The 25,638-nt window shown below is 36.0% G+C and carries 29 protein-coding genes; 27 read left to right on the forward strand and 2 right to left on the reverse strand.

What is annotated here, in order from left to right; all coding sequences use genetic code 11:
- The first annotated feature begins 8 nt into the window (after positions 1-8).
- On the forward strand, positions 9-3,659 hold the full coding sequence (gene rpoC, locus BMY18_RS07000) for a DNA-directed RNA polymerase subunit beta' (RefSeq protein ID WP_092451983.1): 3,651 nt from the start codon (positions 9-11) through the stop codon (positions 3,657-3,659).
- A gap of 82 nt (positions 3,660-3,741) precedes the next feature.
- On the opposite strand, the gene BMY18_RS07005 is transcribed toward rpoC, so the two are convergent.
- Entirely contained in the window at positions 3,742-5,034 is a 1,293-nt protein-coding gene (locus BMY18_RS07005; RefSeq protein WP_092451985.1) for a M18 family aminopeptidase, read from the reverse strand.
- A 232-nt stretch (positions 5,035-5,266) separates the two neighbouring features.
- On the opposite strand from BMY18_RS07005, the gene rpsL reads away from it, so the two are divergent.
- The 5 genes from rpsL to fsa all read left to right on the forward strand — a co-directional run bounded on the left by rpsL (position 5,267) and on the right by fsa (position 11,058).
- Positions 5,267-5,686 carry a 30S ribosomal protein S12 gene (gene rpsL / locus BMY18_RS07010; protein WP_092451987.1) on the forward strand — a complete coding sequence of 140 codons (420 nt, stop codon included), beginning with the start codon at positions 5,267-5,269 and terminating at the stop codon, positions 5,684-5,686.
- A gap of 261 nt (positions 5,687-5,947) precedes the next feature.
- Positions 5,948-6,418 (forward strand): 30S ribosomal protein S7, encoded by a 471-nt coding sequence (rpsG, locus tag BMY18_RS07015; protein ID WP_170841329.1) that lies wholly within the window; start codon positions 5,948-5,950, stop codon positions 6,416-6,418.
- A gap of 74 nt (positions 6,419-6,492) precedes the next feature.
- On the forward strand, positions 6,493-8,610 hold the full coding sequence (fusA, locus tag BMY18_RS07020) for an elongation factor G (RefSeq protein WP_092451991.1): 2,118 nt from the start codon (positions 6,493-6,495) through the stop codon (positions 8,608-8,610).
- Between the two features lie 131 nt (positions 8,611-8,741).
- On the forward strand, positions 8,742-9,935 hold the full coding sequence (gene tuf / locus BMY18_RS07025; RefSeq protein ID WP_092451992.1) for an elongation factor Tu: 1,194 nt from the start codon (positions 8,742-8,744) through the stop codon (positions 9,933-9,935).
- A 469-nt stretch (positions 9,936-10,404) separates the two neighbouring features.
- Positions 10,405-11,058 carry a fructose-6-phosphate aldolase gene (fsa, locus tag BMY18_RS07030; RefSeq protein ID WP_092451994.1) on the forward strand — a complete coding sequence of 218 codons (654 nt, stop codon included), beginning with the start codon at positions 10,405-10,407 and terminating at the stop codon, positions 11,056-11,058.
- Positions 11,059-11,442: 384 nt separating this feature from the next.
- Here fsa and BMY18_RS07035 read toward each other — a convergent pair whose 3' ends face one another.
- Positions 11,443-12,324 (reverse strand): class I SAM-dependent methyltransferase, encoded by an 882-nt coding sequence (locus BMY18_RS07035; RefSeq protein ID WP_092451996.1) that lies wholly within the window; start codon positions 12,322-12,324, stop codon positions 11,443-11,445.
- Positions 12,325-12,617: 293 nt separating this feature from the next.
- On the opposite strand from BMY18_RS07035, the gene BMY18_RS07040 reads away from it, so the two are divergent.
- The 21 genes from BMY18_RS07040 (at position 12,618) to rpsE (ending at position 25,633) form a co-directional block, all read left to right on the forward strand.
- Positions 12,618-14,441 carry an ABC-F family ATP-binding cassette domain-containing protein gene (locus BMY18_RS07040; RefSeq protein WP_092451998.1) on the forward strand — a complete coding sequence of 608 codons (1,824 nt, stop codon included), beginning with the start codon at positions 12,618-12,620 and terminating at the stop codon, positions 14,439-14,441.
- A 122-nt stretch (positions 14,442-14,563) separates the two neighbouring features.
- Positions 14,564-15,976: a zinc ribbon domain-containing protein gene (locus BMY18_RS07045; protein WP_092452000.1), complete on the forward strand. Its 1,413-nt coding sequence runs from the start codon at positions 14,564-14,566 to the stop codon at positions 15,974-15,976.
- A gap of 444 nt (positions 15,977-16,420) precedes the next feature.
- Complete coding sequence (gene rpsJ / locus BMY18_RS07050; protein WP_092452002.1) at positions 16,421-16,732, forward strand: 30S ribosomal protein S10; 312 nt, start codon at positions 16,421-16,423, stop codon at positions 16,730-16,732.
- 245 nt (positions 16,733-16,977) lie between these two features.
- Positions 16,978-17,613, forward strand: a complete 636-nt coding sequence (gene rplC / locus BMY18_RS07055; RefSeq protein WP_092452004.1) for a 50S ribosomal protein L3 — start codon at positions 16,978-16,980, stop codon at positions 17,611-17,613.
- A 28-nt stretch (positions 17,614-17,641) separates the two neighbouring features.
- Entirely contained in the window at positions 17,642-18,262 is a 621-nt protein-coding gene (rplD, locus tag BMY18_RS07060) for a 50S ribosomal protein L4 (protein ID WP_092452006.1), read from the forward strand.
- Positions 18,262-18,561, forward strand: a complete 300-nt coding sequence (rplW, locus tag BMY18_RS07065; RefSeq protein ID WP_092452008.1) for a 50S ribosomal protein L23 — start codon at positions 18,262-18,264, stop codon at positions 18,559-18,561. The genes rplD and rplW overlap by 1 nt, the downstream gene beginning before the upstream one ends.
- A 94-nt stretch (positions 18,562-18,655) precedes the next feature.
- On the forward strand, positions 18,656-19,498 hold the full coding sequence (rplB, locus tag BMY18_RS07070; RefSeq protein ID WP_092452010.1) for a 50S ribosomal protein L2: 843 nt from the start codon (positions 18,656-18,658) through the stop codon (positions 19,496-19,498).
- Between the two features lie 124 nt (positions 19,499-19,622).
- Complete coding sequence (gene rpsS, locus BMY18_RS07075; protein WP_092452013.1) at positions 19,623-19,898, forward strand: 30S ribosomal protein S19; 276 nt, start codon at positions 19,623-19,625, stop codon at positions 19,896-19,898.
- A 27-nt stretch (positions 19,899-19,925) separates the two neighbouring features.
- Positions 19,926-20,312 (forward strand): 50S ribosomal protein L22, encoded by a 387-nt coding sequence (gene rplV / locus BMY18_RS07080; protein ID WP_092452016.1) that lies wholly within the window; start codon positions 19,926-19,928, stop codon positions 20,310-20,312.
- A 9-nt stretch (positions 20,313-20,321) separates the two neighbouring features.
- A complete protein-coding gene (rpsC, locus tag BMY18_RS07085; RefSeq protein ID WP_092452018.1) occupies positions 20,322-20,978 on the forward strand; it encodes a 30S ribosomal protein S3 in 657 nt (218 codons plus the stop codon).
- A complete protein-coding gene (rplP, locus tag BMY18_RS07090) occupies positions 20,978-21,415 on the forward strand; it encodes a 50S ribosomal protein L16 (protein WP_092452020.1) in 438 nt (145 codons plus the stop codon). Before rpsC ends, rplP begins: the two co-directional genes overlap by 1 nt.
- A complete protein-coding gene (rpmC, locus tag BMY18_RS07095; RefSeq protein WP_092452022.1) occupies positions 21,405-21,608 on the forward strand; it encodes a 50S ribosomal protein L29 in 204 nt (67 codons plus the stop codon). Before rplP ends, rpmC begins: the two co-directional genes overlap by 11 nt.
- A gap of 89 nt (positions 21,609-21,697) precedes the next feature.
- Positions 21,698-21,952, forward strand: a complete 255-nt coding sequence (gene rpsQ, locus BMY18_RS07100) for a 30S ribosomal protein S17 (RefSeq protein ID WP_092452024.1) — start codon at positions 21,698-21,700, stop codon at positions 21,950-21,952.
- Positions 21,953-21,979: 27 nt separating this feature from the next.
- Positions 21,980-22,348: a 50S ribosomal protein L14 gene (gene rplN, locus BMY18_RS07105; RefSeq protein WP_092452026.1), complete on the forward strand. Its 369-nt coding sequence runs from the start codon at positions 21,980-21,982 to the stop codon at positions 22,346-22,348.
- Between the two features lie 12 nt (positions 22,349-22,360).
- On the forward strand, positions 22,361-22,690 hold the full coding sequence (gene rplX, locus BMY18_RS07110) for a 50S ribosomal protein L24 (RefSeq protein WP_092452028.1): 330 nt from the start codon (positions 22,361-22,363) through the stop codon (positions 22,688-22,690).
- Between the two features lie 22 nt (positions 22,691-22,712).
- Positions 22,713-23,252 (forward strand): 50S ribosomal protein L5, encoded by a 540-nt coding sequence (rplE, locus tag BMY18_RS07115; protein WP_092452030.1) that lies wholly within the window; start codon positions 22,713-22,715, stop codon positions 23,250-23,252.
- An 18-nt stretch (positions 23,253-23,270) separates the two neighbouring features.
- Positions 23,271-23,456 (forward strand): type Z 30S ribosomal protein S14, encoded by a 186-nt coding sequence (locus BMY18_RS07120; RefSeq protein ID WP_092452032.1) that lies wholly within the window; start codon positions 23,271-23,273, stop codon positions 23,454-23,456.
- Between the two features lie 194 nt (positions 23,457-23,650).
- Positions 23,651-24,046: a 30S ribosomal protein S8 gene (gene rpsH, locus BMY18_RS07125; RefSeq protein WP_092452033.1), complete on the forward strand. Its 396-nt coding sequence runs from the start codon at positions 23,651-23,653 to the stop codon at positions 24,044-24,046.
- 129 nt (positions 24,047-24,175) lie between these two features.
- Positions 24,176-24,718 (forward strand): 50S ribosomal protein L6, encoded by a 543-nt coding sequence (gene rplF / locus BMY18_RS07130; protein ID WP_092452035.1) that lies wholly within the window; start codon positions 24,176-24,178, stop codon positions 24,716-24,718.
- Between the two features lie 18 nt (positions 24,719-24,736).
- Entirely contained in the window at positions 24,737-25,105 is a 369-nt protein-coding gene (gene rplR, locus BMY18_RS07135; protein WP_092452036.1) for a 50S ribosomal protein L18, read from the forward strand.
- Positions 25,106-25,123: 18 nt separating this feature from the next.
- Complete coding sequence (gene rpsE, locus BMY18_RS07140) at positions 25,124-25,633, forward strand: 30S ribosomal protein S5 (RefSeq protein WP_092452038.1); 510 nt, start codon at positions 25,124-25,126, stop codon at positions 25,631-25,633.
- The last annotated feature ends 5 nt before the right edge of the window (positions 25,634-25,638 follow it).

The following is a 25,638-nucleotide window of genomic DNA, read 5'->3' on the forward strand; positions in this document are numbered from 1 at the left end:
TGCAGGTAATGTCAGAAGAATTTAATAATGAATCAGTAGCAGCGGTGTATAAACCAACGACTTTTGATGCGATTAAGATTGGCCTTGCTTCTCCAGAGAAAATTATGGAGTGGTCACACGGTGAAGTTACAAAGCCAGAAACAATAAACTATAGAACTTTAAAACCAGAAAAAGATGGTTTGTTCTGTGAAAAGATTTTTGGACCTAGTAAAGACTGGGAGTGTCATTGTGGTAAATATAAAAAGATTAGATATAAAGGTGTTATTTGTGATAGATGTGGTGTTGAAGTAACGAAGGCCAGCGTTCGTAGAGAACGCATGGGTCACATCAAGCTCGCAGCCCCAGTATCTCATATTTGGTACTTTAAAGGAATTCCTAGTCGTATGGGATTAATCCTTGATTTATCACCACGTATACTTGAAAAAGTATTATACTTTGCGTCCTATATTGTTCTTGATAAAGGAGCAACAACTCTTTCAGTAAAACAGATTTTGTCAGAAAAAGAATATAGAGATTCTTATGATCAATGGGGAACCTCATTTAAAGTTGGAATCGGTGCTGAAGCAATTATGGCACTTCTTGCAGCAATAGATCTTGACAAAGATTCAGCAGATTTAAGAAATGAATTAATTGATGCATCTGGTCAAAAGAGAGCAAGAATTATTAAAAGACTTGAAGTTGTTGAAGCATTTCAATCATCAAAGAATAAGCCAGAATGGATGATTCTTACTGCAATTCCAGTTATTCCACCAGATTTGAGACCTATGGTTCAGCTTGATGGTGGTAGATTTGCAACATCTGATTTGAATGATTTATACAGAAGGATCATTAACAGGAACAATAGACTTGCACGTCTTATGGAATTAGGTGCTCCTGAAATCATTGTTAGAAATGAAAAAAGAATGCTTCAGGAAGCAGTGGATGCACTTATCGATAATGGTAGACGAGGCCGTGCAGTAACTGGACCTGGTAACAGAGCATTGAAATCTCTTTCAGATATGTTGAAAGGTAAGCAAGGACGTTTCCGTCAGAATTTACTTGGTAAGCGAGTTGATTATTCAGGCCGTTCAGTTATCGTTGTTGGACCTGAACTTAAGATATACCAATGTGGACTTCCTAAGGAAATGGCAATTGAATTATTCAAACCTTTCGTTATGAAAGAACTTGTAGCAAATGGTACAGCACATAATGTAAAGAATGCGAAGAAGATGGTTGAAAGACTTGAAACTCAGGTTTGGGATGTACTTGAAGATGTTATCAAAGAACATCCAGTTATGCTGAATCGTGCTCCTACACTTCATAGACTTGGTATTCAGGCATTTGAGCCAATACTATGTGAAGGTAAAGCAATTAAACTTCATCCACTCGTTTGTACTGCTTACAATGCCGATTTTGATGGTGATCAGATGGCTGTCCATCTTCCACTTTCAGTTGAAGCACAAGCAGAATGTAGATTTTTACTCCTTTCACCAAATAACTTGTTAAAACCATCTGATGGTGCACCAGTTGCCGTTCCTTCACAGGATATGATACTTGGTATTTACTATCTTACACAGGAAAGACCTGGCGCTTTGGGCGAAGGTAAATACTTTAAGAGTGTTAATGAAGCATATTTGGCATATGAAAATGCAGTAATCACACTTCATTCAAGAATTCACGTTAAAGTATCAAAGACTATGCCTAGTGGTGAAGTTATTACTGGTACGATTGATTCTACAATTGGACGTTTATTGTTCAATGAAATTTTGCCACAGGATTTAGGCTTCGTAGATAGAACGATTACGGAAAATATTTTAAAACCAGAAGTCGATTTTCATGTTGGTAAGAAAAAGATTAAACAGATTCTTGAAAAAGTTATCAATACACATGGCGCTACTAAAACAGCAGAATTTCTTGATGATGTCAAGGCTATCGGTTATAAGTATTCTACTATAGCGGCTATGACAGTTTCTATTTCTGATATGACTGTACCTTCTCAGAAGAAAGAGTTAATCGCAGAGGCAGAAGCTACTGTTGAACAAATCACTAAAAACTTCAGACGTGGTTTTATTACCGAAGAAGAAAGATATAAAGAAGTTATCGAAACATGGAAAGCAACTGATGAAGTTCTTACTCAGGCTCTGTTATCAGGTCTTGATAAGTACAACAACATCTTTATGATGGCAGATTCAGGAGCCCGTGGTTCTGACAAACAGATTAAGCAACTTGCAGGTATGCGTGGACTTATGTCAGATACATCTGGCCGTACAATTGAACTTCCTATCAAGTCAAACTTCCGTGAAGGCCTTGATGTTTTGGAATATTTCATTTCTGCTCATGGTGCTAGAAAAGGTCTATCTGATACTGCTCTTCGTACAGCCGATTCGGGTTACCTTACAAGACGTCTTGTTGACGTTTCACAGGATCTTATTATTAGAGAAATTGACTGTTGCGAAAGTAGAAACTTTATTCCAGGTATGTATGTATCTACATTTATGGATGGTAAGGAAGAAATCGAAGGTCTTGAAGAAAGAATTACAGGTAGATACCTAGCAGAATCTGTTGTTGATCCTGTAACAAATGTTGTTTTGCTTGAGGCTAACCATATGGTTACACCGAAACGAGCTGCAGCAATTATGAAGACGGGTATTGAACAAGTAAAAATCCGTACAATTCTTTCATGTAAGGCACATCTTGGTGTTTGTGCAAAATGCTATGGCGCTAATATGGCAACTGGTCAGGCAGTGCAGGTTGGAGAGGCTGTTGGTATTATTGCAGCTCAGTCAATCGGTGAGCCAGGTACACAGCTTACAATGCGTACGTTCCATACTGGTGGTGTTGCCGGTGATGATATTACACAAGGTCTTCCTAGAGTTGAAGAACTTTTTGAAGCAAGAAAACCAAAGGGTCTTGCAATTATTGCAGAATTCGGCGGCGTTGCTGTTATAAAAGATACAAAGAAAAAACGTGAAGTCATTATTACTGATGATGAAACTGGCGAGTCAAAAGCATACCTTATTCCTTATGGTTCAAGAATTAAGATTCAAGATGGAGTAATACTTGAAGCTGGTGATGAGCTTACAGAAGGTAGTGTTAACCCACATGATTTACTTAAGATTAAGGGTGTTCGTCCGGTTCAAGATTACATGATACGTGAAGTACAAAGAGTTTACCGTTTACAGGGTGTTGAAATTAATGATAAGCATATTGAAGTAATTGTAAGACAGATGCTTAAGAAAATTAAAATTGATACACAAGGTGGCACAGATTATCTTTCAGGTATGACTATTGATGTTCTTGAATTTAATGAAATAAATGAAAGACTAGAACAAGAAGGCAAAGAATTGGCGACTGGTACTCAGATTATGCTTGGTATTACAAAAGCATCTCTTGCTACTAATTCATTCCTTTCAGCTGCATCATTCCAGGAAACAACTAAAGTTCTTACAGAAGCTGCTATCAATGGTAAAATTGATCCATTGATTGGTCTGAAAGAAAATGTTATTATTGGTAAATTGATTCCAGCTGGAACTGGTATGAAGAGATACCGTTCGGTTAAACTTGATTCACAGCAAAAGGCACTGGACAAAATTACAGTTGCTGAAAATGCTGATATTGTATTAAGTGAAGACCTTTTTGAAAATGATGATGTTTTTGCTGTTGCAGAAACAATAGAATAATTACAAGTTATAATAAAAACAAACGGAATGGCTATCGAAAGCCATCCCGTTTGTTTTTGTATTTATAAGAAAAATAATAATTTTATAGAGAAGTAAAAAACGCTTTTGCAAATTGTTCTAAATTATATTGGTCCGATACACCCATTGTTTCCATTGCAGAATGCATAGCAAAGATTGGAGCGCCTAAATCAGCACATTTCATGGGAAGAACAGAAGAGAGTATGGAACCTAAGGTGCTGCCTCCGACTAAATCAGAGCGAAGATAGTTCACTACGAAAGGAATATTATGTTCTTCTGCTAAAGATTGAAGAATTGCACTCGTTTCGCTATCACCACAATAGTTTTGTTTGCATGTTGATTTCAAAGCGATTCCATCATTGATTTGAACCGCAGATGTTATGTCATATTTTTCTGGATGATTTGGATTGGTCGCATGGGCAACATCAAGAGAAAGAAAGAATCCATTGAGTACGGATTTTAAGTAATCGTCTCTATTAATGCCCAATTTGTTGTAAATGCGTTCTAATACGAAAGGAAGTAAATTACTTGCTGCTCCATTTTTGCTATGGCTTCCGACTTCCTCATGGTCAAACATTGCGATTAAATCAATTCCATTGGTACAGTCACTTTCAATGATTCCACTTAAACAAGCTTGAACAGAACTAATGTTATCAATTCTAGGAGCCATAATAAATTCGTCGTTAAGACCAGCTATACAGCCTTGCTCATAATTGTATACGCAAAGTTCATAACTTAATATTTCATCATTAGCAACATTTAACTTATTTGCAATAAGGTCTGTAATAAAATGCTTATCGTTATCTTTATTTGAAGTGATTCCAGCAATTGGAATCATATCAATTTGCTTGTTTAGTGCAATTCCATCATTAATTGAGCGGTTCATATGAATTGATAGATTAGGAATCATTAGAATTGGTTTCATAAAATCAACAAGTTCCATTTTGGGAGTAGAATGTGTTTCTCCTCTCAAAAAGACTCGTCCAGCGATTGAAAGTGGTCTATCAAACCATGTACTTAATATGGCACCTCCATATATTTCGGTATTCACTTTCATATAATTATCTTGAAAATGCTCTGGATTAGCCTTGATTCGTAACCCTGGATTATCAATATGAGCGGTTATAATTTTAATTATATCATTTTTGTTAAATCCTTCATTAATTCTAAATGCAAATAATGTGGTATTAAATGGGGTAATATAATATTTGCCCCCAGGTGTTAAGCACCAATCTAAATCCCATAGTAACTCTTTAAAGCCTGCATTTTTTAGCTGATTGATAGCTTCAACAGTGGTGTGAAAGGGTGAAGTAGATTTTGAAATTGTATTAATTAGACGTTTTGCTGTAAATATCATTCTAAGTTCTCCTTAAATTCTAAATATATGTTATACTATATACAATTATAGAAATATTAAAATTTTATGTCAATACAAATTTCCCTTGACAATAAAATTTGATAACTATATAATGTCTAAGTGTGCAATTGCATACAGTGCATTTTGTGCGCATATATGTTTATTCATTAAAAAAAGTCATGAATAATCGCAACCACAGTTTTTATTCTAAATTCCGGGAGGTGAAAAAGAAATGCCTACATTTAACCAGTTAGTAAATAACGGTAGAAAGACATCAGTTAAGAAATCAACTGCACCAGCTCTTCAGAAGGGATTCAATTCTCTTAGAAAGAAGGCTACAAATGTATCCGCTCCACAAAAAAGAGGAGTTTGTACAGCAGTTAAGACAGCTACACCTAAGAAACCTAACTCAGCGCTTAGAAAAATCGCTAGAGTTCGTCTTTCAAATGGTATTGAAGTAACAAGCTATATTCCAGGTGAAGGTCACAATCTTCAGGAGCATAGTGTTGTTCTTATCAGAGGTGGTAGAGTTAAAGATTTACCAGGTACAAGATACCATGTTGTAAGAGGTACACTTGATACTGCAGGTGTTGCTAAGAGAAGACAAGCACGTTCAAAATACGGAGCTAAAAGACCTAAAGCAGCTAAGTAATAGTAACTATTGAATTTATTCACATTAATTATTAACATAGTGCCGGAATTAGACTGAATCCTGAAGGTTGCAGGTTTAAGATAAATGCCGAGCGCGAACACAAGCCGATTATCCCTTAGTGGAAAAAGGTAATAATGTAATTGTGAGTACCGATGAATTAATGCTTGTTACAACGAGACTATGCTATAGAGTTTTTCCATATGGAAGAGCTCATAAATGCTAGATACTCAGTAGCAGGACAATATTAAGGAGGGAAGAACCGTGCCACGTAAAGGACATACACAAAAAAGAGACGTATTAGCTGATCCGATTTACAATAACAAAGTTGTTACTAAGCTTATCAATAACATCATGCTTGATGGTAAGAGAGGCGTAGCGCAAAAGATTGTATACGGAGCATTTGATAGAGTTGCTGCTAAAACCGAAAAAGCTGCTCTTGAAGTATTTGAAGAGGCTATGACTAATATCATGCCAGTACTTGAAGTAAAAGCAAGACGTATCGGTGGAGCAACATACCAGGTACCAATCGAAGTAAGAACAGAGAGAAGACAGGCGTTAGCGCTTCGTTGGATCACATTGTATTCTCGTAAAAGAGGCGAGAAGACAATGGAAGAAAGATTAGCAAATGAAATCTTCGATGCTGCAAACAACACAGGCGCAGCTGTTAAAAAGAAGGAAGATATGCATAAAATGGCAGAAGCTAATAAAGCATTTGCTCATTACAGATTCTAATAGAATCAAAGAGGTGAAGATTAGAAACTAATTTTCACATAAGTAACTTATAGTATTATAAGGAGGAAAGACCTTTGGCTGGAAGAGATTATCCATTAGATAGAACCAGAAATATTGGAATTATGGCTCATATTGATGCTGGTAAAACAACATTGACAGAACGTATACTTTATTATACTGGCGTAAACTACAAAATTGGTGATACTCATGAAGGTACTGCTACGATGGATTGGATGGAGCAGGAACAAGAAAGAGGTATCACTATTACTTCAGCCGCTACTACATGTCACTGGACTTTAGAAAAGGAAACAAAACCATTAGCTGGTGCTTTAGAGCATCGTATCAACATCATTGATACTCCGGGTCACGTTGATTTCACTGTTGAAGTTGAACGTTCACTTAGAGTCCTTGATGGTGCAATTGGTGTTTTCTGTGCTAAGGGTGGTGTTGAACCACAATCAGAAAATGTATGGCGTCAGGCTGACACTTACAACGTACCTAGAATGGCATTTATTAATAAGATGGATATTTTAGGCGCAAATTTCTACGGTGCCGTAGAACAAATCAAAACAAGATTAGGTAAAAATGCGATTGTCATTTATTTGCCAATTGGTAAAGAAGATGAATTTGTAGGAATTATTGATTTATTTGAAATGCAAGCTTATATCTATAATGATGATAAAGGCGATGACATTACTGTAACAACAATTCCTGAAGATATGAAAGAACTAGCAGAGACTTATCATCTTGAACTTATAGAAAAAATCAGCGAATTAGATGATGATTTAATGATGATGTATCTTGAAGGTGAAACACCAACAGTAGAACAATTAAAGCCAGTACTTAGAAAAGGTACATGCGAATGTAGAGCTATTCCAGTGTGCTGCGGTTCTGCTTATAAAAACAAGGGCGTTCAGAAACTTCTCGATGCAGTACTTGAATATATGCCATCTCCAGTAGATATCCCTGCTATTCAGGGAGTTGATGAAGATGGAAACGAAGTTATTAGACATTCTTCAGATGAAGAACCATTTTCAGCTTTGGCTTTTAAGATTATGACAGATCCTTTTGTTGGTAAACTTGCATTTATAAGAGTTTATTCTGGATCACTTAACGCTGGTTCATATGTTCTTAATGCAACAAAAAATAAAAAAGAACGTGTAGGCCGTATCCTTCAGATGCATGCTAATAAGAGAGAAGAACTTACTATAGTATACGCTGGTGATATTGCAGCCGTTGTTGGATTCAAGTCTACAACAACTGGTGATACCGTTTGTGATGAAAAGAACCCTGTTATTTTAGAGTCTATGATATTCCCTGAGCCAGTTATTGAACTTGCTATCGAACCTAAGACAAAAGATGCACAGAGTAAGATGGGCGAAGCTTTAGCGAAACTTGCTGAAGAAGATCCTACATTTAGAGCTCATACTGATAAAGAAACAGGTCAAACTATTATTGCCGGTATGGGTGAACTTCATCTTGAAATCATCGTAGATAGACTTCTTCGTGAATTTAAGGTAGAAGCAAACGTTGGTGCTCCACAAGTTGCATACAAAGAGTGCTTTACAAAAGCTGTTGATGTTGATAGTAAATATGCAAAACAGTCAGGTGGACGTGGTCAATACGGACATTGTAAAGTTAGATTTGAGCCTATGGATGCCAATGGTGAAGAATTATTTAAATTTGAATCAGCAGTAGTTGGCGGTTCTATTCCTAGAGAATATATCCCAGCTGTTGGAGCAGGTATTGAAGAAGCATCTAAGGCTGGTATCCTTTGCGGATTCCCAGTACTTGGTGTAAAAGCTACAGTATACGATGGTTCATATCATGAAGTCGATTCAAGTGAAATGGCATTCCATATCGCTGGATCTATGGCATTCAAGGAAGCTATGGGTAAAGCAGCTCCAGCAATACTTGAGCCAATCATGAAAGTTGAAGTTACAATGCCTGAAGAGTACATGGGTGATGTTATTGGTGACATTAACTCACGTCGTGGACGTATTGAAGGTATGGATGATCTTGGTGGTGGCAAAATCGTTAGAGGTTTCGTTCCATTGTCAGAGATGTTCGGTTATTCAACAGATCTTCGTTCTAAGACACAAGGACGTGGTAACTACTCAATGTTCTTTGATAGATATGAGCAAGTTCCAAAGTCAGTTCAAGAGAAGGTTATTGCATCAAGATCTAAGTAATAAAAATTATACTTGAAAATATTGTAAAAATACAATATAATTAAAAAACTATATAAGCTCAGATTGGGCACCCCTTTAGGGCAAAGCCCTAAAGGGATAATATTTCATAATTTTAAGGAGGACGTTTTAAAATGGGTAAAGCTAAATTTGAAAGAAATAAACCACATTGTAATATTGGTACGATTGGTCATGTAGATCATGGAAAGACTACTTTAACAGCAGCAATTACAAAAGTTCTTAATGTAAGATTAGGTACTGGTTCTGCAGTTGCATTTGATATGATTGATAAGGCTCCAGAAGAAAGAGAAAGAGGTATTACTATCTCTACAGCTCATGTTGAGTATGAAACAGAAGCTAGACATTACGCACATGTGGATTGTCCTGGACATGCTGATTATGTAAAGAACATGATTACTGGTGCTGCTCAGATGGATGGCGCAATTTTAGTTGTTGCCGCTACTGATGGTGTTATGGCTCAGACAAGAGAACATATTCTTCTTGCTCGTCAGGTTGGTGTTCCTTATGTTCTTGTATTCATGAACAAATGTGATATGGTTGATGATGAAGAACTTCTTGAATTAGTTGATATGGAAATTAGAGAGTTATTAAATGAGTATGAATTCCCAGGAGATGATACACCTATTATCCAGGGTTCAGCACTTAAGGCTCTTGAAGATCCTACTGGCGTTTGGGGAGACAAAGTGCTTGAATTAATGCACGCTGTTGATGAATATATCCCTGATCCAATTAGAGAAACAGAGAAACCTTTCCTTATGCCTATCGAAGATGTATTCTCTATCACAGGTCGTGGTACAGTTGCAACTGGTAGAGTTGAAAGAGGAACTCTTCACATAAATGAAGATGTTGAAATCGTTGGTATCCATGAAGAAACACGTAAAGTTGTTTGTACTGGTATCGAAATGTTCAGAAAGCTTCTTGACGAAGCTAGAGCTGGTGATAATATCGGCGCACTTCTTCGTGGAGTTCAAAGAACTGAAATTGAAAGAGGACAATGTCTTGCTAAACCAGGATCAATTACACCTCATACAAAATTTACAGCTCAGGTTTATGTTTTGACAAAAGATGAAGGTGGACGTCATACTCCTTTCTTCAACAACTACAGACCACAATTCTACTTTAGAACAACTGATGTTACAGGTATCTGTGATCTTCCAGCTGGCGTAGAGATGTGCATGCCTGGAGATAATATTGAAATGACAATCGAATTGATCCATAAAATCGCTATGGAACAAGGCTTACGTTTCGCTATCCGTGAGGGTGGAAGAACTGTTGGCGCTGGTTCAGTAGCAACAATCATCGCGTAATAATTAAGCGGTGCAGATAAAACAGAAGATGCCCGATTACAAGTTTACTTGTAATCGGGCATCTTTTGTTATATCTATAACGCGCGATAGCGCGTGTCAATTGTATTTCGCCTTTTGAAATACAATTGACTGCACTGCGCGCGGAGATGTATTTCTTGCATTGGGGTTTCATGCTTTGCAAGCACTTAGTCGTAGCACGCTTTGAGATACTTCATGCAGTGTAATACTATGAAAACAAAAAAACACATCTTTCTCTAAAAATAGGCGTATAATATGAATCATATAACAAGTTTAAGCAAAGAATTTTTTGATACTCCAATTAAGGGTTTAGCGCTTTGAAATTTAAATCGTAGTAGCCATAAAAAAATATGGCAATCTTATTTTTAACTAGAAAGAAAACAATTTCTCTGCTATAATGTTATACAAAGCATCTTTATAAATGTTAATACAAAAAAAGGAGATAAATAAAATGAAATTTTTCGTAGACACAGCTAATGTAGAGGATATTAAGAAAGCAAATGATATGGGTGTGATTTGTGGTGTTACTACTAATCCATCACTTATCGCAAAAGAAGGAAGAGATTTCAAGGAAGTTATCAAAGAAATAACAGCAATCGTTGACGGACCAATTAGTGGCGAAGTAAAGGCTACAACAGTGGACACTCAGGGGATGATTACTGAAGGTAGGGAAATCGCAAAGATTCATAAGAATATGATTGTTAAGATTCCAATGACAGTAGAAGGCTTAAAGGCAGTCAAAGTCTTGACAGCTGAAGGAATTAAGACAAATGTAACATTAGTATTTACTGCGAACCAAGCATTACTTGCAGCAAGAGCCGGTGCAACATATGTATCACCATTTTTAGGCAGACTCGATGATATTTCACAGCCTGGTATCGATTTAATCACACAGATCGCTGATATGTTTGCAGTAGCAGGCATTGATACAGAAATTATTGCAGCATCAGTTCGTAACCCAATACATGTTACAGACTGTGCATTAGCAGGTGCTGATATTGCAACAGTTCCTTATAGCTTATTAGTACAAATGACAAAACACCCATTAACAGATCAAGGCATCGCAAAATTCCAAGCAGATTACAGAGCTGTATTTGGCGACTAATCAAAAAACCGAAAATCCACTGCTGAAAACCTAGTTTTCACAGTGGATTTTTTTAAACCCGTTCAACGTACTAAAATATCACAAATCAACAAATCAACAAATCAACAAATCAACAAATCAACAAATCAACAAATCAACAAATCAAAATATCAAAAAAAATCGTATAGAAAAAAACACCCTGAATCTTTTTATACCGACGGAAATAGAAAACGCTCATATAGTTCCTCAACTGTACGCATTTGCCGTTACAGCCATACGAGATTGTCTGCAAATGGTTGACGCATCTTCACGCGTCGAACCAAGTGCAGACAATCTCGTATGGCTGTAGAGGCAATAGCGAACAAGAGGAACTATATGAGCATTTTCGTCCGTATCCGTATCTCCCTAAACCGATGCGCTCCAACGTCCAGAAGCACCGCAAGGAAGTACAAGCCCATTGCTCGTTACAGGAAGACCGACTTCATCTGATTCAACACTTCCATCGAACTTCTTAAGCTCGGTTGCAAGCATATAAGTAAGAACGGATGGTGCAAGGCCTGTTGTATATGAATTAATAAGGAAGAAAAGAGGTTTGTCGCTCATTAATTGTGCGCAAAGCTTAACTAGAGGATAAATAGCTTCTTCGATTTTCCAGATTTCACCACCTGGACCACGGCCATAAGATGGTGGATCCATAATGATCCCATCATATTGGTTGCCACGGCGAATCTCTCGTTCAACAAATTTGACACAATCATCTACAATCCAACGAATTTGCTTGTCCTCAAGCCCAGAAGATTTTGCGTTTTCCTTTGCCCAAGTAACCATACCTTTTGATGCATCGACATGCGTAACACTGGCACCAGCCGCCGCGCAGGAAAGCGTTGCACCGCCCGTATAAGCAAATAAATTAAGAACTTTAATTGGTCGGCCTGCTTTTGCTATTTTTTCACCAAACCAGTCCCAGTTAGCAGCTTGCTCAGGAAAAATCCCCGTATGTTTAAAACTAAAAGGTTTTAAGTTAAAGGTAAGAACTTTATCAAATGAAGGGCTTTGATAATCAATGGTCCACTGTTGTGGCAAATCAAAGAATTCCCATTCTCCGCCACCTTTTGCGCTTCTATGGTAATGGCCATTCATTTTGCGCCAGCCGATTTCTTCTTTTGGGGTATCCCAGATAACCTGAGGGTCTGGCCTTACAAGAAGATAATCTGCCCATTTTTCTAACTTTTCACCAGCAGATGTATCTATAACTTGATAATCTTTCCAATTATTTGCAATCCACATATTAACTCCTATCCGCACTGCTGTGTACATATTTAATGTGAATAGAATTCACATTATACAAAGCAGACACTTAAACAAAAATGGAGAAGCACTAACTTCTCTAAAATTTAAATTATATAATTCAAAATGCACATATAAAAATTAATTATACAGTATTTTTACAGTTGTTTCAATAAAATAACCCAAAATAATATTATGAAAGAATTATGGTAGAATAATATCTATGTACAAATTTATATGGCTACACTATAATAATACGTATGTATTTTGAATTAAAGGAGTAAATGAGAACAATGAATATATTAAACGTAGAAAAAGTAACAAAAGGTTATGGTGATAGAATATTACTTGATAAAGTAACCCTTGGAATTAATCAAGGTGATAAAATAGGCGTTATTGGTGTGAATGGTACAGGTAAGTCAACTATTTTAAAAATAATAGCAGGATTGGAGAATCCAGATGAAGGACAGGTGACGAAAGGAAGCAATGTAACTGTAGCATATCTCCCTCAGAATCCTGAATTTGAAAAAGATGAATCAATCATTGCATATGTGATCAAAGGGAAAAAAGATAAAAATGATAATTATAATATAGAAAGTGAAGCGAAGAAGATTCTGACGCAACTTGGAATTACAGAGTTTGATGCAGATATCAGTAAATTATCTGGTGGGCAGAGAAAAAGAATCGCACTTGCAAGAACATTATTAGCACCCTCAGACATATTAGTGCTTGATGAACCTACAAACCATTTAGATAATGAAATGGTTATATGGTTAGAACAGTATGTGAAAAAACTCAGAGGACAATTGGTTATGGTTACGCATGATAGGTATTTTCTCGATAATGTAACAAACAAAATAGTTGAAATAGACAAAACAAATTTATACAGCTATGATACCAATTATACTGGTTTTCTACAACTAAAGGCAGATCGAGAAGATATGGATTCGGCTACTGAAAGAAAGAGGCAAACCATATTAAAAACAGAGCTAGCTTGGATGTCTCGCGGACCTCAGGGTCGTGCAACGAAACAGAATGCTAGAATCGATCGATATGAAGATATGAAAGAGAGTTCCAAAGCGGCTAGGGATTCATTTGAAAAGCAGAGCTTGGAGATCAGTTCGGTAACGACAAGACTTGGAAAGAAGACACTAGAATTAAATAATATTTATAAAAAATATGGAGACAAAGAACTTATCAACGATTTTTCTTATATATTTTTAAGAGATGATAGAATAGGAATCATTGGGAGTAACGGTTGTGGAAAATCTACATTGCTCAAAATAATAACAGGATTAATTGAACCAGATAGCGGAACTGTTGAGATTGGTGATACAGTTAAGCTGGGATTTTTTATGCAGGAAAATGAAATACTCAATGAGAATTTAAATGTTCTTGAACATGTAAAGAACATTGGTGAATTTGTAACTACTGCAAGCGGCCAAATTAGTGCTTCACAGATGTGTGAGAAATTCTTATTTACATCTAAAATGCAGTGGACGCCTATCTCAAATTTATCAGGTGGCGAAAAGCGAAGACTTTATCTTCTTAACGTTTTGATGGAGGCACCTAATGTCATAATTCTAGATGAGCCAACAAATGATCTCGATATTGAGACGTTGGAAATATTAGAAGACTATTTGGATAATTTCGCGGGTATTGTAATTACAGTTTCCCATGATCGATATTTTCTTGACCGAATCGTGGATCGAATATTTGCTTTTGATGGGATGGGAAAATTAGAACAGTACGAAGGTGGATTTAGCGATTATTATGAAAAGAAGCAGTTAATGCTGTCAGGAACAAATGGAATCAATTCGTTGAGTGCTAAGGAAAAGGTTGTCGATGGATCAAAGGATAAGTATTCTAAAGATAGACCTCAGAAATTAAAGTTCTCTTATATGGAACAAAAGGAATTCCTAACAATAGATAAAGATATTGAAAAAATCGAGCAAGCAATTGAAAAACTAGATTCTGAAATAGCTGAGGCAGCAACTAAATACAGTAAACTCAATGAACTTATGGCAGAAAAGACACTGAAAGAAAAAGAATTAGAAGACAAGATGGAACAATGGGTATTTCTCACTGATCTTGCAGAAAGAATCGAAAACCAATAATTAACATTAAAGTGGTAAAAATTTGAAATAGTTTTACCTTTATGTTAATATAAATATATTGATGTTAAAATTACATCAGATTAAAATATGATAGGTATATTTTAGAGGAGGAGTGAGAAATTATGTTTTGTCCTAATTGTGGAACAAAAAATGAAAATGATGCTGCATTTTGCTTGAATTGTGGAACTTCATTAGCAGAAGAAAATATTAGTACTTCAACTGAACAAACAAAAGAGGTGGTAGATTCAACGATACCAGTAGCGCTAGATACAACAGTGGATCCAGCAACACCAGTATCACCAGTGGCTCCAGTAGCGCCAGTAGCACCGACAGAGGCATTTACAACATATACAGCGCCAGTAACGCCAACACCACAATACAAACCAAGAAAACCACTATCAAAGAAGCTGATAGCTATAATTGCAGGGGCTGCAGTAATTGTAATTGCAGTTAGTGTATTTATTGTTGTTGGAAAGAAATCAGCAGATTATGAAACTTTAGCTACTAAGTATTTTATAGCCGAGCAAGCAGGTGAATGGGATAAAGTTTTTGATAGTATTGATATTCCAAGTGGCGAATTCCTTACAAAAGATTTCTTGAAAAAGGCACAGTCAAAAACAGCTACAAAAGAAATTAGTAATTATTCTGTAAATAAGAAAAGTGATATCTATGCAAGTCCTATTAGTGGAGATAAAGATTTAGTGGATGATGCAATTTCTAAAGATGTTTATATCGACTACAGAATAAAAGGTGAATCAAGTAATAGAACAGATACAATAGGAGCAATAAAATTAAAAGAAAAGAATTTGCTATTTTTTGATAAATATAAAATCAGCTCAGACGATCTTGTTAAAACAGGTTTCTCAATTGTAGTAACCAAAGGCGCTAAAGTTTCTCTTGATGGAGTTGAAGTGTCAAGTAAGTATTTAAAAGATAGTGCAGCAGCTTCAAGTTCTAGCTATACTGTATCTAAAGATACTTATGTAATTGATTATCTTTTTAAAGGTAATTATACAATTAAAGTAACGCAGGAAAACATGGAAGATAATGAGACTGATGTTGTTGTTTCTTCTAATGATGACAGCTATACATATACAAGTCCGAAACTCGGTACGAAAATCATCAGCCAGTTAGCAACAACAGGGCAAGATGCAATGAAAACTGTATTTGACTCAGTAATCGCTCGTAAAGATTTTTCAACATTAAGTAGTCTTTTTGTAAATGATACAAAAATTCAATCTGAAGCGAAATCTACATATGTATATTTCATGGATGGACAAATAACAACTGCAGGAGTTGGCTTGACTAAAATCTCATGGACTTCCCTAACAGGAACAGCCGCTCAAAAAAGCAGTGCAAGCGATGGAATGACAGCAGTAACTGTTACTGTAAAAGGTGCATACAGTGCTACTTTAAAATCAGCATATTCTACAACTCCAAGTGATAGAACTGGAACAATTACTTGTTACTTCTATTATAGATATCAGAATGCAGCATGGAGCTTATATGATATGGATCTTTCAAGAATTTATTAATATTATTAATATTTATTAATATTTAAACGGTAAGTGAATATAATATACTTTATATTGATAGAGTCAGGAGGAATTTATCTTTCTGACTCTATTTTAATGGAGCAAAGCTCGCATTTAAAAAAAATAAAAAAATACATAAAAATAACTTGCATTGTTTTTATGTATCGTGTATAATAATCTTTGCTGTGACATTGATAGCGTAGAAGCGAGAGGTTGCTATGTACTAGATACATTGGTTTTCCGTGGAGCGAATGTCAATAAGCCAATTATCGCGATTGGCTCAACAAACTGGCGACAAGTCACTGTACAAAATATCATCTGCAACTTTGCAGAAATGACGTGTGAGAAAATTCTTAATTGCAAAATTAGGATACACACGGGAGAGTGTACAGTCACCGCTTGTCGTACTTATTTTAATAGTGCGAAAAGGAGGCGACTTTTTTTATGGCAAGTCAAGTAATGAGAATCACATTGAAGGCTTACGATCATCAATTGATTGATCAGTCAGCTAAGAAAATTATCGAAACTGTTAAGAAAACAGGGGCTCAGGTTAGTGGTCCGGTACCATTGCCTACTAAGAAGGAAATTATCACAATTCTTAGAGCTGTTCACAAGTACAAAGATTCTAGAGAACAGTTTGAGCAAAGAACTCACAAGAGACTCATCGATATCATCACACCATCACAAAAAACTGTAGACGCATTATCTAAGATAGAAATGCCAGCTGGTGTGTACATTAACATCAAAATGAAATAATTTCTTATTACAATAAGAAAAAAAACATTTTGAAACAAATTTTAGGCAAATAAGTCCTGAAGGGTTTGATATAGAAGAAACATATAACACCTAACGGTGTAGGTTCCACGTATATTGACTGTTCTAGGATGATCAAAGCAGAAGTAAGCAAGTAAGTATAACAAAAAGTTATACAGCTTTAGGAATATCGCATTTGCAAAATAAAAGCTTTGATCCGCTGTAGATTAAACAGGAGGAATTGAACAATGAAGAAAGCAATTTTAGCTACAAAAGTCGGAATGACTCAGATCTTCAATGAAGATGGTGTTTTAACACCAGTAACTGTATTGCAAGCTGGCCCTTGTGTAGTAACACAAGTAAAGACAGCTAACAACGACGGTTACAGTGCAGTACAAGTTGGCTTTGTTGACAAAAGAGAAAAACTAGTTGCAAAACCAATCAAAGGACATTTTGATAAAGCAGGAGTTTCTTATAAGAGATATGTAAGAGAATTCAGATTTGAAAATGCTGAAGAATATTCAGTAAAAGATGAAATCAAAGCAGACGTTTTCGCAGTAGGCGATAAAGTCGATGCAAGTGCTATATCAAAAGGTAAAGGTTTCCAAGGTGCTATTAAAAGATGTGGAAACTCAAGAGGACCTATGGCCCATGGTTCTAAATTCCATAGACATCAGGGTTCTAGTGGTTCAGCAACTACACCTGGTAGAGTATTTAAGGGCAAAGGTATGCCTGGACATATGGGAGCCAAGAGAATTACAGTTCAGAATCTTGAAGTTGTAAGAGTAGATGTAGAGAACAACATAATCTTAGTAAAAGGTGCAATTCCAGGACCTAAGAAATCATTAGTGACACTGAAAGAAACAGTAAAAGCTTCTAAATAGTTTTTACTAAGGAAGGAGGACCACACAGATGGCAAACGTATCTGTTTACAATATTGAAGGCAAAGAAGTTGGCTCATTAGAACTTAACGATGCAATATTCGCTGTTGAGATTAACGAACATTTAGTACACATGGCAGTTGTAAGCCAACTCGCAAATAATCGTCAGGGAACACAGAGTGCAAAAACTCGTGCAGAAGTATCTGGCGGCGGTAGAAAACCATGGAAGCAAAAGGGAACCGGTCATGCAAGACAAGGTTCAACAAGATCTCCACAATGGACAGGTGGTGGTGTTGTATTCGCACCAAAACCTAGAGATTATTCATTTAAGATGAACAAGAAAGAAAAGAGAATTGCTCTCCTTTCAGCATTGACATCAAGAGCACTTGAAAAGAAAATAGTAGTCCTTGACGATATCAAATTTGATGAAGTTAAGACTAAGGCATTCGCTTCAGTGTTGAATAACTTAAACTTAAACAAAGCATTGGTCGTTTTAAACGACAATGATAAAAATGTAATTTTATCAGCAAGAAACATTCCTACAGTAAAAGTTTCTTTGACAAATACAATTAACGTATATGATATCTTAAAGTATGATACATTGATTGTAACAAAGGCTGCTGTAGCAACGATCGAGGAGGTGTACGCATAATGGCTAATATACAATACTATGATGTAATCCTCAAACCTGTAATCACAGAGAAGAGTATGGCTGATATGGCATTTAAGAAATATACTTTCTTGGTTCATACAGAAGCTAACAAATCTCAGATTAGAGAAGCTGTAGAAAAAATGTTTGCAGGAACAAAGGTTGCTAAAGTAAACACAATGAACAGTGAAGGCAAAAAATGTAGAAAAAGAAATACAGTTGGAAGAACAGCTGCTACAAAGAAAGCTATCGTTCAGTTAACAAAAGACAGCAAAGAAATAGAAGTATTTGAAGGTCTTTAAATTACAATAAAATTAGTGTAGAAAAAAATATTACACGCACGTATTTCTAAAATACGTTAATATCATGTTGAAAGCATGAAAAGGAGTGACCATAATGGGAATTAAAACCTATAACCCCTATACACCTTCCAGAAGAAATATGACAGGCTCAGATTTCGCAGAAATCACAAAGTCTACTCCAGAGAAATCATTATTGGTTTCACTAAAGAAGACTGCTGGTCGTAATAATCAGGGTAAAATCACAGTTAGGCACCGCGGTGGCGGAAATAGAAAGAAATATAGATTGATCGATTTCAAGAGAAATAAAGTTGGAGTTCCAGCTACAGTTATCGGAATCGAATACGATCCAAACAGAACAGCTAATATAGCACTTATCTGCTATGCAGATGGCGAAAAAACTTATATCCTTGCCCCAGCAGGATTAACAAATGGCATGACAGTTATGAATGGTTCAGGTTCAGAAGTTAAACTTGGAAATTGTTTACCACTTGGTGAAATTCCAGTAGGTACACAAATTCATAATATTGAAATGTATCCTGGAAAAGGCGGACAGCTTGTTCGTTCAGCTGGAAACTCAGCTCAGTTAATGGCTAGAGAAGGCAAAACAGCTACACTTAGATTACCATCAGGTGAAATGAGAATGGTTCCAATTATCTGCCGCGCTACAATCGGCGTAGTAGGCAATGGCGATCACAGCCTTATCAACCTTGGTAAAGCAGGACGTAAGCGTCACATGGGCTTTAGACCTACAGTACGTGGTGCTGCCATGAATCCTAATGACCATCCACACGGTGGTGGTGAAGGAAAAGCTCCAGTTGGTCGTTCAGGACCTATGACACCTTGGGGTAAACCAGCTCTCGGTATGAAGACAAGAAAGAAAAACAACAAATCTAATAAGATGATTATTAGAAGAAGAGATGGCAAAGCAGTTAAGTAACAAATGTGAATAAAGTGAAACTTAATTCGTTCAGTGAATCATAGATTTACTTTGGGAATTAAGGATACACATGAAAGTTCATATTGAACTATAAATATTTAATATTATAAGGAGGTTAGAACCTATGGCTCGCTCACTTAAAAAGGGACCATTTGCGGATGAAAGCTTACTTAAAAAAATAGAAGCTTTGAACGCTACAGAAGACAAACAAGTTATTAAAACTTGGTCACGTCGTTCAACAATATTCCCACAAATGGTTGGACATACAATTGCAGTTCATGACGGAAGAAAACATGTACCTGTATATGTTACAGAAGACATGGTTGGACACAAGCTCGGAGAGTTTGTTGCCACAAGAACTTACAGAGGACATGGCAAAGACGAAAAGAGAAGTAGATAATTGAAATTTTGAAAGGAGGTTTAATCCATGGCAAACGGACATAGATCCCAAGTTAAAAGAGAAAGAAATGCTATAAAGGACACAAGACCATCAGCAAAGTTATCTTATGCTAGAGTTTCAGTTCAAAAAGCATGTTTCGTATTAGATGTTATCAGAGGCAAGGACATTGAGTCTGCATTAGGTATTGTAATGTACAATCCTAGATATGCTTCTACATTAATTGAAAAGTTAATAAAATCAGCTGCAGCAAATGCTGAAAACAACAATGGTATGGATCCTACAAAACTTTACGTAGAAGAATGCTACGCAAATAAAGGACCTACAATGAAGAGAATTAAACCAAGAGCACAGGGTAGAGCTTATAGAATTGAAAAAAGAATGAGCCATATTACTGTTGTTCTTAATGAAAGATAGGAGGACATTATGGGACAGAAAGTTAATCCTCATGGCTTAAGAGTCGGAATTATCAAAGATTGGGACTCTAAATGGTATGCTGAAGCTGATTTTGCTGATAATCTTGTAGAAGATTACAACATCAGAACATATCTTAAGAAAAAGTTATATAGTGCAGGAATTTCTAAAATTGAAATCGAAAGAGCTTCTGACAGATTGAAAGTAATCATTTTCACTGCTAAACCAGGTTTAGTTATTGGTAAAGGTGGAGCTGAAATTGAAAACTTAAAGACTCAGGTTCAAAAGATTACTGATAAAAAATTGGTTCTTGATATTAAAGAAATTAAAAGACCAGATAAAGATGCTCAGTTAGTAGCTGAAAACATCGCAACGCAATTAGAAAATCGTATTTCATTTAGAAGAGCTATGAAATCTAGTATGCAAAGAACAATGAGATCAGGAGCTAAAGGCATTAAGACAGCTGTTGCTGGACGTCTTGGTGGAGCAGATATGGCTCGTACTGAATTCTATAGTGAAGGAACCATTCCTCTTCAAACATTACGTGCAGACATCCAATATGGTTTTGCAGAAGCAAATACAACATTTGGTAAAGTCGGCGTTAAAGTATGGATATATGAAGGAGAAGTACTTCCAACTAGAACTTTTAAGGAAGGGAGCGCTAAATAATGTTACTACCTAAGAGAGTAAAACATCGTAAACAATTCCGTGGTTCTATGGCTGGTAAAGCTATGAGAGGTAACAAGATCACTAATGGTGAATTTGGTATCGTCGCAATGGAGCCATCATGGATTAAATCAAATCAAATAGAAGCTGCCCGTGTCGCTATGACTCGTTACATCAAACGTGGTGGTAAAGTATTTATTAAAATATTCCCAGATAAGCCTGTAACACATAAACCTCTTGAGGTTCGTATGGGTAAAGGTAAAGGTAACTTGGAATTCTGGGTTGCAGTAGTTAAACCAGGACGTGTAATGTTCGAGATTTCAGGAGTATCTGAAGAATTAGCAAGAGAAGCATTACGTCTTGCAGTGCACAAACTACCTTGTAAATGTAAGGTTGTATCACGTGCAGAATTAGAAGGCGGTGAAAACAGTGAAAATTAATAAATATGTAGAAGATTTAAACGTAAAATCAGATACAGAGTTAAAAGATGAATTAGTAGCTGCTAAAAAGGAACTTTTCAACTTGAGATTCCAGAACGCAACAAATCAATTAGATAATACAAGCAGAATTAAAGACGTTAGAAAGAATATCGCAAGAATTCAGACTATCATTGTTGAAAAAGCTGCTCAATAAATCTTAATTTGCGTGGCAAATTATTTTAAGAGAAAATGCTGTCGCATTTCTCACTGGATTTAATTGAATTCTGAGAAAGGAGAATTGTTGTGGAAAGAAATTTAAGAAAAACTCGTACAGGTAAAGTAGTTAGTAATAAGATGGATAAAACTATAGTGATTGCTGTAGAAGATCATGTTAAACATCCTCTTTACAAGAAAATAATTAAAAGAACTAATAAATTTAAAGCGCATGATGAAAACAATGAATGTTTCATCGGTGATGTAGTTAAAGTAATGGAAACAAGACCTTTGTCTAAAGATAAAAGATGGAGACTTGTTGAAATCATCAGTAGAGCAAAATAATTAAATTTTGCTGAAAGGAGTAGTATTATGATACAACAGGAATCAAGACTTAAGGTTGCAGATAATACAGGCGCAAAGGAAATCCTTTGTATTCGTGTAATGGGCGGATCTACTAGAAGATATGCATGTATAGGAGATATAATTGTCGCTACTGTTAAAGATGCAACACCAGGCGGAGTTGTAAAAAAAGGCGATGTTGTTAAAGCCGTAGTTGTACGTACTGTAAAAGGTGCTCGTCGTAAAGACGGTTCATATATTAAATTTGACGAAAATGCTGCTGTAATTATCAAAGATGACAAAACCCCTAAGGGCACACGTATCTTTGGACCAGTAGCAAGAGAGCTTAGAGAAAAACAGTTCATGAAAATTGTTTCTTTGGCTCCAGAAGTATTATAAGGAGGTCCCACAATGTCAACTGTTAAAATTAAAAAAGGCGATTTAGTTAAAGCTATCGCAGGTAAAGACAAGGGCAAAGAAGGAAAGGTACTTTCTATCGATGCTAAGAAACATACAGCATTAGTTGAAGGCGTTAACATGATTACAAAGCATGCTAAACCAAGCGCAGCTAATCAGCAAGGTGGAATTATCCATCAAGAAGCTTTTATTGATTTGTCAAATCTTGCGTATATATACAAAGGCAAGATTACAAAAATCGGATATAAGTTTATAGAAGGTAAAGATAAAAAAGACCTTAAAAAAGTTCGTGTTGCTAAGTCAACTGGCGACATTATCGATTAATTAAGAGAGGAGGTCAAGGAACGTGAGCAGACTTAAAGACTTATACAATAATGAAATTGTAGATGCTATGGTAAAGAAATTCGAATACAAAAACGTAATGGAAGTACCAAAGATTGATAAAATAGTTGTAAATATGGGTATCGGCGAAGCGAAGGAAAATGCTAAGATTTTAGATGTAGCAGTGAAAGAACTTGAGATCATAGTTGGTCAAAAAGTTGTTTTAACTAAAGCAAAGAATTCTATAGCGAACTTCAAATTAAGAGAAGGTATGCCTATCGGATGTAAAGTTACACTTCGTGGTGAAAAGATGTATGAATTTTTAGACAGATTAGTAAATCTTGCATTACCTCGTGTACGTGATTTTAGAGGCGTTAGCGCTGATGCATTTGATGGTAGAGGTAATTATGCTCTTGGTATTAAAGAACAAATTATTTTCCCAGAAATTGAATATGATAAAATTGACAAAGTTAGAGGTATGGATGTAATTATGGTTACAACAGCTAAAACTGACGAAGAAGCACGTGAATTGTTGAGATTCTTCAACATGCCATTCAAAAAATAATAGTAGGAGGTTAATTCGATGGCTAAAACTTCAATGAAAGTAAAGCAACAGCGACCTGCAAAGTTTTCAACTCAAGAATATACTCGTTGCAGAATATGTGGTCGCCCACATGCTTACTTAAGAAAATATGGAATATGCAGAATTTGCTTCCGTGAATTAGCATATAAAGGACAGATACCAGGCGTTAGAAAAGCTTCTTGGTAAAAAACGAATCATAGATTCGTTTGCGAATTATAGATTCGCTTTGCGAGCAATTGCTTCGCAATTCTCGTTCAAGAAAAGTTGCTTCGCAATTTTCGCATGAGTGAAATCGTTTCGCAATTCTAAACTTACGAGAATTTGCTTTGCGAATCTCGGCCTCAGTGTTCTAAAAGTTTATAAAAGGAGGAAAAATTTAAATGACAGATCCAATCGCAGACATGCTTACAAGAATCCGTAATGCCAACACTGCTAAACATGATACAGTTGATATTCCTGCTTCAAAGATGAAGAATTCTCTTGCAGAAATTCTTTTGAAAGAAGGTTATATCAAGAGCTTTGAAATTGTCGACAACGGCAACTTTAAAGACATCCGTATTGTATTAAAATACGGTAAAGATAAAAATGAAAAGATTATCACAGGTCTTAAAAGAATTTCAAAACCAGGCCTTCGTGTATACGCTAACAAAGAAGAACTACCTAGAGTTCTTGGCGGTCTTGGAGTAGCTATCATTTCAACAAATGAAGGTGTTATCACAGACAAACAAGCTAGAAAGCTTAATGTAGGCGGAGAAGTACTTGCATTCATTTGGTAAAAAGTGAAATATTACAATTGGCAAAGCTTATACCTTGTATAAGCTTAGAGCACAAATCAAATTAATGCAGCCATAATACAATTTGAAATTATATCTAAATCAATTATAAAACTCATAAGGAGGTGCGGCATGTCACGTATAGGAAGAATGCCTATCGCGGTACCAGCAGGCGTTAATGTTGTTATTGCAGAAAATAATAAAGTGACTGTAACAGGACCAAAGGGAACACTTGTAAGAGTATTACCTGAGGAAATGGAAATCAAGTTAGAAGGCGAAGAAATTATTGTTACAAGACCTAATGATTTAAAGAGAATGAAATCATTACATGGTTTAACAAGAACTTTAATCGCTAATATGGTAACAGGTGTTACTGCTGGATACGAAAAAGTACTTCAAATTAATGGTGTTGGTTATAAAGCACAGAAAAACGGAAATACTTTAGTATTATCTTTAGGATATTCACATCTTGTACAGATGGAAGATCCAGAAGGACTTGAATCAGTTTTAGACGGATTAACAAAGATTACAATCAAAGGTATTGATAAAGAAAAAGTTGGCCAATACGCTGCTGAAATCAGAGATAAAAGACGCCCAGAACCTTACAAGGGTAAAGGTATCAAATATTCTGATGAAGTTATTAGACGTAAAGTTGGTAAAACTGGTAAGAAATAATTAAAGGAGTGAACAAAAATGATTACTAAAAAGTCAAGAACATCAGTTCGTGAGAATAAGCATAGAAAATTACGTAACCGTTTCAGTGGTACAGCTCAAAGACCACGTTTAGCTGTGTTCAGAAGCAATAATCATATGTACGCTCAAATTATTGACGATGTAGTTGGTAAAACTATCGTTTCAGCTTCAACTCTTCAAAAAGAAGTGAAAGCTGAATTAGAAAAAACTAATAACGTTGATGCAGCAGCATACTTAGGTACTGTAGTTGCAAAGAAGGCATTAGAAAAAGGTATTACAACTGTTGTCTATGATAGAGGCGGATTCATATATCAAGGTAAAGTTAAAGCATTAGCAGAGGCAGCTCGTGAAGCTGGCCTTGTATTTTAAGCAGAGAGGAGAAATCGTATGAAACGTACAATAATTGATGCTAGTCAATTAGAAATAAACGATAAAGTAGTATCAATCAAACGTGTAACTAAAGTTGTTAAAGGTGGACGTAACTTTAGATTCGCTGCTTTAGTAGTTGTTGGAGATGGCAATGGACATGTTGGCGCTGGTATTGGTAAAGCTACTGAAATTCCTGAAGCTATTCGTAAAGGAAAAGAAGATGCAATCAAACATTTAGTTGCTGTACCTGTTGATGCAAACTCAAGCATTCCACATGATCAACTTGGAAAATTCGGAGCTGCAAATGTGTTACTCAAGAAAGCTCCAGATGGTACCGGCGTAATTGCTGGTGGCCCCGCTCGTTCAGTGCTTGAACTTGCAGGTATCAAAAATATACGTACAAAATCATTGGGCTCAAACAATAAGCAAAATGTAGTACTTGCTACAATAAATGGATTAAGTCAGTTAAAAACTCCAGAACAAGTAGCTAAACTTCGTGGCAAAACTGTTGCAGAGCTTTTCAACTAAAGGGA

This window comes from [Clostridium] fimetarium, from assembly GCF_900111235.1.
Taxonomy (GTDB): Bacteria; Bacillota; Clostridia; order Lachnospirales; family Lachnospiraceae; genus Clostridium_N; species Clostridium_N fimetarium.

Bases quoted from the DNA above. Each gene is read 5' to 3' on its own strand.
- rpoC (WP_092451983.1), top strand. From the start codon at position 9: ATGTCAGAAGAATTTAATAATGAATCAGTAGCAGCGGTGTATAAACCA.
- BMY18_RS07005 (WP_092451985.1), bottom strand. From the start codon at position 5,034: ATGATATTTACAGCAAAACGTCTAATTAATACAATTTCAAAATCTACT.
- rpsL (WP_092451987.1), top strand. From the start codon at position 5,267: ATGCCTACATTTAACCAGTTAGTAAATAACGGTAGAAAGACATCAGTT.
- tuf (WP_092451992.1), top strand. From the start codon at position 8,742: ATGGGTAAAGCTAAATTTGAAAGAAATAAACCACATTGTAATATTGGT.
- fsa (WP_092451994.1), top strand. From the start codon at position 10,405: ATGAAATTTTTCGTAGACACAGCTAATGTAGAGGATATTAAGAAAGCA.
- BMY18_RS07035 (WP_092451996.1), bottom strand. From the start codon at position 12,324: ATGTGGATTGCAAATAATTGGAAAGATTATCAAGTTATAGATACATCT.
- BMY18_RS07040 (WP_092451998.1), top strand. From the start codon at position 12,618: ATGAATATATTAAACGTAGAAAAAGTAACAAAAGGTTATGGTGATAGA.
- BMY18_RS07045 (WP_092452000.1), top strand. From the start codon at position 14,564: ATGTTTTGTCCTAATTGTGGAACAAAAAATGAAAATGATGCTGCATTT.
- rpsJ (WP_092452002.1), top strand. From the start codon at position 16,421: ATGGCAAGTCAAGTAATGAGAATCACATTGAAGGCTTACGATCATCAA.
- rplC (WP_092452004.1), top strand. From the start codon at position 16,978: ATGAAGAAAGCAATTTTAGCTACAAAAGTCGGAATGACTCAGATCTTC.
- rplD (WP_092452006.1), top strand. From the start codon at position 17,642: ATGGCAAACGTATCTGTTTACAATATTGAAGGCAAAGAAGTTGGCTCA.
- rplW (WP_092452008.1), top strand. From the start codon at position 18,262: ATGGCTAATATACAATACTATGATGTAATCCTCAAACCTGTAATCACA.
- rplB (WP_092452010.1), top strand. From the start codon at position 18,656: ATGGGAATTAAAACCTATAACCCCTATACACCTTCCAGAAGAAATATG.
- rpsS (WP_092452013.1), top strand. From the start codon at position 19,623: ATGGCTCGCTCACTTAAAAAGGGACCATTTGCGGATGAAAGCTTACTT.
- rplV (WP_092452016.1), top strand. From the start codon at position 19,926: ATGGCAAACGGACATAGATCCCAAGTTAAAAGAGAAAGAAATGCTATA.
- rpsC (WP_092452018.1), top strand. From the start codon at position 20,322: ATGGGACAGAAAGTTAATCCTCATGGCTTAAGAGTCGGAATTATCAAA.
- rplP (WP_092452020.1), top strand. From the start codon at position 20,978: ATGTTACTACCTAAGAGAGTAAAACATCGTAAACAATTCCGTGGTTCT.
- rplN (WP_092452026.1), top strand. From the start codon at position 21,980: ATGATACAACAGGAATCAAGACTTAAGGTTGCAGATAATACAGGCGCA.
- rplX (WP_092452028.1), top strand. From the start codon at position 22,361: ATGTCAACTGTTAAAATTAAAAAAGGCGATTTAGTTAAAGCTATCGCA.
- BMY18_RS07120 (WP_092452032.1), top strand. From the start codon at position 23,271: ATGGCTAAAACTTCAATGAAAGTAAAGCAACAGCGACCTGCAAAGTTT.
- rpsH (WP_092452033.1), top strand. From the start codon at position 23,651: ATGACAGATCCAATCGCAGACATGCTTACAAGAATCCGTAATGCCAAC.
- rplF (WP_092452035.1), top strand. From the start codon at position 24,176: ATGTCACGTATAGGAAGAATGCCTATCGCGGTACCAGCAGGCGTTAAT.
- rplR (WP_092452036.1), top strand. From the start codon at position 24,737: ATGATTACTAAAAAGTCAAGAACATCAGTTCGTGAGAATAAGCATAGA.
- rpsE (WP_092452038.1), top strand. From the start codon at position 25,124: ATGAAACGTACAATAATTGATGCTAGTCAATTAGAAATAAACGATAAA.